The organism is Sphingorhabdus sp., from assembly GCF_044357595.1.
Lineage (GTDB): Bacteria > Pseudomonadota > Alphaproteobacteria > Sphingomonadales > Sphingomonadaceae > Sphingorhabdus_B.
In genome coordinates this window covers 1-6,258 of sequence record NZ_JBIKPH010000140.1, presented here as the reverse complement: position 1 = coordinate 6,258, position 6,258 = coordinate 1, and the positions used below count along the sequence as shown (strand labels likewise).

The 6,258-nt window shown below is 54.0% G+C and carries 6 protein-coding genes; 3 read left to right on the top strand and 3 right to left on the bottom strand.

What is annotated here, in order from left to right:
• A partial coding sequence (locus ACIQ2T_RS11495; RefSeq protein ID WP_397590935.1) for an LPS-assembly protein LptD occupies positions 1-1,236 on the bottom strand: 1,236 nt, incomplete at its 3' end.
• A gap of 175 nt (positions 1,237-1,411) precedes the next feature.
• Here ACIQ2T_RS11495 and ACIQ2T_RS11490 point away from each other — a divergent pair.
• From ACIQ2T_RS11490 to ndk, 3 genes are all read left to right on the top strand, one after another.
• Positions 1,412-2,869: a leucyl aminopeptidase gene (locus tag ACIQ2T_RS11490; RefSeq protein WP_397590934.1), complete on the top strand. Its 1,458-nt coding sequence runs from the start codon at positions 1,412-1,414 to the stop codon at positions 2,867-2,869.
• Between the two features lie 12 nt (positions 2,870-2,881).
• Complete coding sequence (locus ACIQ2T_RS11485; protein ID WP_397590933.1) at positions 2,882-3,313, top strand: DNA polymerase III subunit chi; 432 nt, start codon at positions 2,882-2,884, stop codon at positions 3,311-3,313.
• 69 nt (positions 3,314-3,382) lie between these two features.
• Positions 3,383-3,805: a nucleoside-diphosphate kinase gene (gene ndk, locus ACIQ2T_RS11480; RefSeq protein WP_397590932.1), complete on the top strand. Its 423-nt coding sequence runs from the start codon at positions 3,383-3,385 to the stop codon at positions 3,803-3,805.
• A gap of 78 nt (positions 3,806-3,883) precedes the next feature.
• On the opposite strand, the gene purN is transcribed toward ndk, so the two are convergent.
• Both purN and purM read right to left on the bottom strand, forming a co-directional pair.
• Positions 3,884-4,831, bottom strand: a complete 948-nt coding sequence (purN, locus tag ACIQ2T_RS11475; RefSeq protein ID WP_397590931.1) for a phosphoribosylglycinamide formyltransferase — start codon at positions 4,829-4,831, stop codon at positions 3,884-3,886.
• Positions 4,832-4,966: 135 nt separating this feature from the next.
• A complete protein-coding gene (purM, locus tag ACIQ2T_RS11470) occupies positions 4,967-6,073 on the bottom strand; it encodes a phosphoribosylformylglycinamidine cyclo-ligase (protein WP_397590930.1) in 1,107 nt (368 codons plus the stop codon).
• Positions 6,074-6,258: the final 185 nt, after the last annotated feature.

Genomic DNA, 6,258 nt, shown 5'->3' with positions numbered 1-6,258 from the left:
GCGGCCGATGTTTAAGCTATTTGCCTGCAACTGAAATGTGCCACCCACCACTGGTGCGTCGAGGCGCAGGCGATAATCAAGTTCCGGTAGGGCGATGGGAGCAAGCCCTTGGCGGTCGCTGGTACGAAGGGTTTGAACTGCCCACCCAGCAAACGAAAAATAGCTTTTGTCACCGATGCGTTCGGCAGAAAATGTCGACCGAAGCCGGTCATCGCGGCTGATGTCATAGCGCCGCAGAAATGTGCGATCCGATGCAAAGCGGCCAGAAGCGGAAATAGACCAATAAGGGTCAAACTGGAACTTTCCTGCACCTTCCAGATATCCGCGAAATACATTATCGCCATCTGTTCTTAATGCACCGCTGGTGCTGATACGATTACTGTAGGTTCCATAAGCAGACAGGTCGACGGCACCTTTTTTCTCAAGCGATCGAAAATTCACACGGGCTAAGGGAGCGGCATTGGAAAAAGCTGTTATTGCTGCAGTGGCATCCCGATTGTCTGCTATTCGCCAATAATAGGCTTGTTCCAACTCAACCCCATTGTTCCGCGAAAAGCCGATGCTAGGCACGAGAAATCCGCTCCCTGCCTTTGTATCCACGGGATGCGACAGCAACGGAAGCGGAATGAGAGGTAAACCGAACAGCTCAATGCGCGCGCCGTTATAAACAACTCGTTTTTTGGCTGGATCATAAACGACCTTGATCGCCTTCACTTCCCAACTTGGTTTTTTAGGGCAACCATCGGCAGTCGCAACCTTGCACGCTGTGTATGCGGCATAATCCAGTGTGTAGATGCCGTCTTTGCGCGAGCTGCGATTGGCGGCGAGGCGGCTTTCGTCGGCGAGCACCACCAACATATTGTTGATCACACCGTCTTTCAGGGCATCGGTGAGTTCTATCTTGTCGCCATACGCCACATCGTCCTCCGGCCCGACAGCCCGGATATTTCCCTCTGCCACGACTTGACCCGTTGTGCGGTTCCACACGATGTTATCGGCGCGAACTGAATAGCCTTCACGGGTGGCAATCACTTCACCTTTGGCGGTGACAATTTCCGTGTTTGAATCATATTCAACGACCGCGGCAGAAAATCCCATCTGGTCGCTGGGTTGCTGCGATGCCGCTGACGCGGCCTCGGTTTGGGCAATCGCGATGGACGACATGGATCCGTAGCCGAGCAAAATCGGCATAAGCAAAATGCGGGAAAGGACAGGCCGGAGGGCGGGAATAATCATAAAACCGTTGAGCCCTTTACCGCCGCTATTGCTGTGGGTCCACCCATGTTGCCACGCAAGGCACTATTTGCGGTTAACCGTTCGCAATTTTGCACTATCTTTTACTTTAACCAAAGCGCGGATTAGGCCTATAGAAACTTCCAAGACGACCCCAGCGGAAAGGCTGCTTAATTCCATGAAGATCAATTTTACCGATGCGCGGCCCCAAGATGCTGACGTACTCGCATTCATCGTTACCAAAGATACGTTCGCCGATTTCAAATTTCCTTTGGACAAAACGGATATCATTCATGCGAATGCAAAGCTCTCCCGGTTTGAGGGCGCGGCGGGACAAAACCTCCTGTTTATCCATGAAGAGGGCGGAAAACTTGTTCGAATTGTCCTGCTTGGTGTGGCCGAAGGCGACACAGCGGATTATCAGAAGGCTGGCGGCGATATTATCGCCAAGGTTCAAACATCGGGCGCAAAGCATATCGCGGTCCACGGCGCCAATCTGACTGCGCAACATGCTGCTGAGGTTGCTTATGGTGCTACCTTGCGCAACTGGCGCATGGACAAATATCGCACCAAATTGCCAGAGACATCTAAGCCCACCGTGGAGGCGCTCACTGTTGTCGCCGCGCAGGCAGAGGCGACCGGTCATTGGACAAGCTATCAGGCCATCGCAGAGGGCGTTGCTTTGACCAAGGAACTGGTCACTGAGCCAGCAAACATCATTTATCCTGAAAGCTTTGTCGAACGTTGCCAGCATTTGAAAGAGTTGGGCGTCGAAATCAGCGTGCTGGATGATAAGGAGATGGCGGCTTTGGGTATGGGGGCGCTGCTCGGCGTTGCGCAAGGTTCACGTCGCCCCGCGCGCTTGCTGGTCATGAAGTGGGACGGCACCGGCGGAACGCAAAAACGACCAGTGGCGCTTGTCGGCAAAGGCGTGACCTTCGACACGGGCGGCATTTCCATTAAACCTGCGGCTGGCATGGAAGATATGAAGTGGGACATGGGCGGGGCTGGCGCCGTTGCAGGTGCGATGAAGGCATTGGCTGGACGCAAAGCCAAGGCTTATGTGGTTGGCGTATGCGGCCTTGTGGAGAACATGCCTGATGGTAACGCGCAGCGCCCTGGCGACATCGTAACATCAATGTCTGGCCAGACTATCGAGGTGTTGAATACCGACGCCGAAGGGCGGCTTGTCCTTTGCGATGCCCTGCACTGGGTGCAGGAAAACTATAATCCCGAATATGTTGTAGACCTCGCTACGTTGACCGGCGCGATCATCGTTTCGCTTGGTAGCGAATATGCTGGGCTTTTCTCAAACAGCGATGAGCTTGCCGACAAGCTTACTGCCGCAGGCAAGGCATCGGGCGACCCGCTTTGGCGTTTCCCGCTGTCGAAGGCTTATGACAAGATGATCGATAGCCCCATTGCGGACATGAAGAATATTGGCGGTAAAGGCGCAGGTTCGATCACGGCGGCACAATTTCTTGGTCGTTTCATCAAGGACGGCGTGAAATGGGCGCATCTCGATATCGCCGGCACTGTCTGGGCGGACAAGGCTGGCCCGGTCTGGGACAAGGGTGCGACCGGATTTGGCGTGCGCTTGCTTGACCGTTTTGTTGCCGACAATTTCGAAGGCTGATTTGACCGGATCATGCAGGTCGATTTTTATCAGCTAACCCGCGACCCTGCTGAAAAAGTGCTCCCCTTTATCGCCCAACGCGTACTGGACGATAAAGGGCGGTTGCTGATTGTCAGCGACGACAGCGCACAATTGGATGCCATATCGTTGTCCCTATGGACGGCGAAGGCAGATAGCTTTCTGGCGCACGCCAAGTCGGGCGAGGGCGATGATATTCTTCAACCTATTTTATTGTCAGATCAAATAGATGCGTACAACGGCGCCCGGTTTATAGCGTTCGCCGATGGCAACTGGCGACCGGTCGAACATGATTTTGACCGCGTCTTCTACCTTTTCCCGCCGAGCCATACAGTCAATGCCCGCTCTGCTTGGCGCAATTTGGGTGAGAGCGTGGAGCGGCGCTATTGGAAACAAGATGGCGGCAAATGGATGCAAGGCCCATAAAGCTTGCACTTAGCGCCAAGCACCGTTAGAGGCGCGCGCAATTCCCCCCCTATAAAAATGGAGCATATCATGGCGGCTACTCGCACTTTTTCAATTATTAAGCCTGACGCAACGCGCCGCAACCTGACGGGTGCAGTAACCAAGATGCTTGAAGATGCTGGCCTGCGCGTTGTTGCTTCAAAACGTATTCATATGTCGCGCGCACAGGCCGAAGGCTTTTACGCAGTGCATAAAGAACGCCCGTTCTTTGGGGAACTAGTCGAATTCATGATCAGTGGCCCAGTCGTCGTTCAAGTGCTTGAGGGCGAAAACGCCATGCAACGCAACCGCGACATCATGGGTGCAACCAACCCAGAGAATGCCGAGCCAGGCACCATCCGCAAGGAATTGGCCGAAAGCATTGAAGCGAACACCGTGCACGGTTCGGACAGCGACGAAAATGCAGCGATTGAAATCGCATATTTCTTCAAGCCTGAAGAAATCGTTGGATAAATTTTTCTGACGCAATGTGGATTGAAGGTTGTGTTCCATCGATTGGGCACAACCTTTCCTACATTCGCTCGGTGTGTTTCAAAAGTCGTATACCACATCCATCAGTTTTGATAGCTTCTTCGGGGCTACAGCGCGCCAGCTTTTGGCAACCCAGTCGTTAATGTGATCCCAATCGGTATCGCCAAGGTCCAGCCTGATACCGACCCACCCGTCGCCGAAATACGCGGGGCGGTAATAGCAATCTGCGTCGCTATCGATCAGCATGGTCTGTTCCTCAACGCCGCTAATTTTGACCAGCAAAGCAATCTTGCCGTCCCCACGATGATCGACCGAGACATAAGCGAATTTCTTGCCGCCGATAATGCCGAAGCACGGCATGCCTTGGGATTGGACTTCGTTTGACTCGGGCTGGGCAAGAGCGATGGCGCGGACCTGCGCAATCAAAAATTCCGGATTGGTATCGCGTGCGACATAATCGGCCAGCGTCTTGGGGTATAATTGATATTCGGCCATTTTTACGCGGTCGGCGAGTGTATCTGCCGTATCGCCGAGCAAAATCGCCACTTCGATTTGGCCAAGCACCGGACCGTCATCCAGCTCCGCCGTAACCAAATGGACGCTAGTTCCCGCGACTGGATCCTTGGCTTGAATAGCCCTTTGATGGGTATGTAGCCCTTTATACTTCGGGAGCAAAGAAGGATGGATATTGAGCATGCGCCCATCCCATTTTGCGACAAATTCCGTGGACAATATCCGCATATATCCAGCCAATACGACATAAGTCGCGCCCGACTGGGTAATTGCTTCGTGCATGATGGCGTCATGGGCAGCGCGTTCAAGGCCGACATGCGATTTTGCAAAAACAGGAACGCCCTCAGTCGATGCGATTTTCAGACCCTCTGCATCCGAGTTGTTACTCGCAACGAGCACGATTTCGTAAGGACAATTAGGGAGTTTTGCAGCGTATAACAACGCGGCCATATTGGTGCCCGCGCCGGATATGAGAACGGCAACTTTGGCTTTCATGACGTTACCACAATAGTGTCATGCTGAACTTGTCTCACCTCTGGTGACTGACGTTCCTGCATCCATGGTACCAAATCGACCGGAGCCATTTTGACAGATAGACCCTGAACCAAGTTCAGGGTGACGGTGAGGCTACTAGCCATTGTAAGTCGCAGTCCAATCGGATTGCGCGCTCCACGTTTCGATTGAGCCGGTAACGGTGCAACCTTTGTCCCCCGCCGCAATATGCCCGATCGTATGAACAGTCTCACCAGCAGCCTCAAGCGCCGCCGTCACGTCCGCAACATCTGCGGAGGCAACCACGACGGCCATGCCGATGCCACAGTTGAATGTACGCGCCATTTCTTCGGGCTCAATATGCCCCTGCGCTTGCAAAAACGCCATCAAGCGTGGCTGTGTCCAGGCATCCGCATTCACATGGGCGTGCAGCCCTGCCGGAAGAATGCGTGGAATGTTTTCAAGCAAGCCACCACCCGTGATATGCGCCATCGCATGGATTTTTCCGGTGCGAACAAGGGGCAGCAATGATTTTACATAGATCCGCGTTGGCGCCATCAGCGCATCAATTAGAATAACATTTTGGTCGAACAGAGCGGGGCGATCAAGCTTCCAGCCTTTGTCTGCCGCAAGCCTGCGCACCAAGGAAAAGCCGTTGGAGTGCGCGCCCGAAGACGCGAGGCCCAAGATGACATCGCCTGCCTCAACCTTATCAGCGGTCAGGACTTGGTCGCGCTCAACGGCGCCGACGCAAAAGCCAGCCAAGTCATAATCACCATCGGAATACATGCCAGGCATTTCAGCAGTCTCGCCGCCAATAAGTGCGCAGCCAGCCAATTTGCAACCTTCGGCTATGCTCGCCACGACTGACGTCGCAATTGCATTGTCGAGCTTTCCTGTAGCGTAGTAATCAAGAAAGAAGAGCGGTTCTGCACCCTGCACGATCAGGTCGTTGACGCACATCGCGACCAGATCAATTCCCACGCCTTCGTGCCGTCCCGATTCTATTGCGAGTTTGAGCTTGGTTCCGACGCCATCATTGGCAGCGACGAGCAGCGGATCGTTGAATCCTGCTGCCTTTAGATCAAAAAAGCCACCAAACCCGCCAAGGTCTGCATCCGCACCGGGGCGCCGCGTTGCTTTTGCCAGGGGCGCAATGGCGCGCACCAACGCATTACCGGTTTCAATGGAAACACCCGCTTTGGCGTAAGTGTAGGATTCTGTGGTGTGTTCTTTTGCGTCCATTTTCTGCCGTTAGCGAGAACAGGCTTGGAATTCCATGCCTATGTCGCCTAAAGATGCTGCGATGACAATTTTCCGAACAAAATGGCTGCGCGTAGCGGCGATCGGCTTGCCTTTGGCGCTGGTTGGCGGCGGGATTGTTGTTGCGCAGATTGAAGGACCAAAGCGCGGAATAGCGCCGATCGCCA

Bases quoted from the DNA above. Each gene is read 5' to 3' on its own strand.
- ACIQ2T_RS11490 (WP_397590934.1), top strand. From the start codon at position 1,412: ATGAAGATCAATTTTACCGATGCGCGGCCCCAAGATGCTGACGTACTC.
- ACIQ2T_RS11485 (WP_397590933.1), top strand. From the start codon at position 2,882: ATGCAGGTCGATTTTTATCAGCTAACCCGCGACCCTGCTGAAAAAGTG.
- ndk (WP_397590932.1), top strand. From the start codon at position 3,383: ATGGCGGCTACTCGCACTTTTTCAATTATTAAGCCTGACGCAACGCGC.
- purN (WP_397590931.1), bottom strand. From the start codon at position 4,831: ATGAAAGCCAAAGTTGCCGTTCTCATATCCGGCGCGGGCACCAATATG.
- purM (WP_397590930.1), bottom strand. From the start codon at position 6,073: ATGGACGCAAAAGAACACACCACAGAATCCTACACTTACGCCAAAGCG.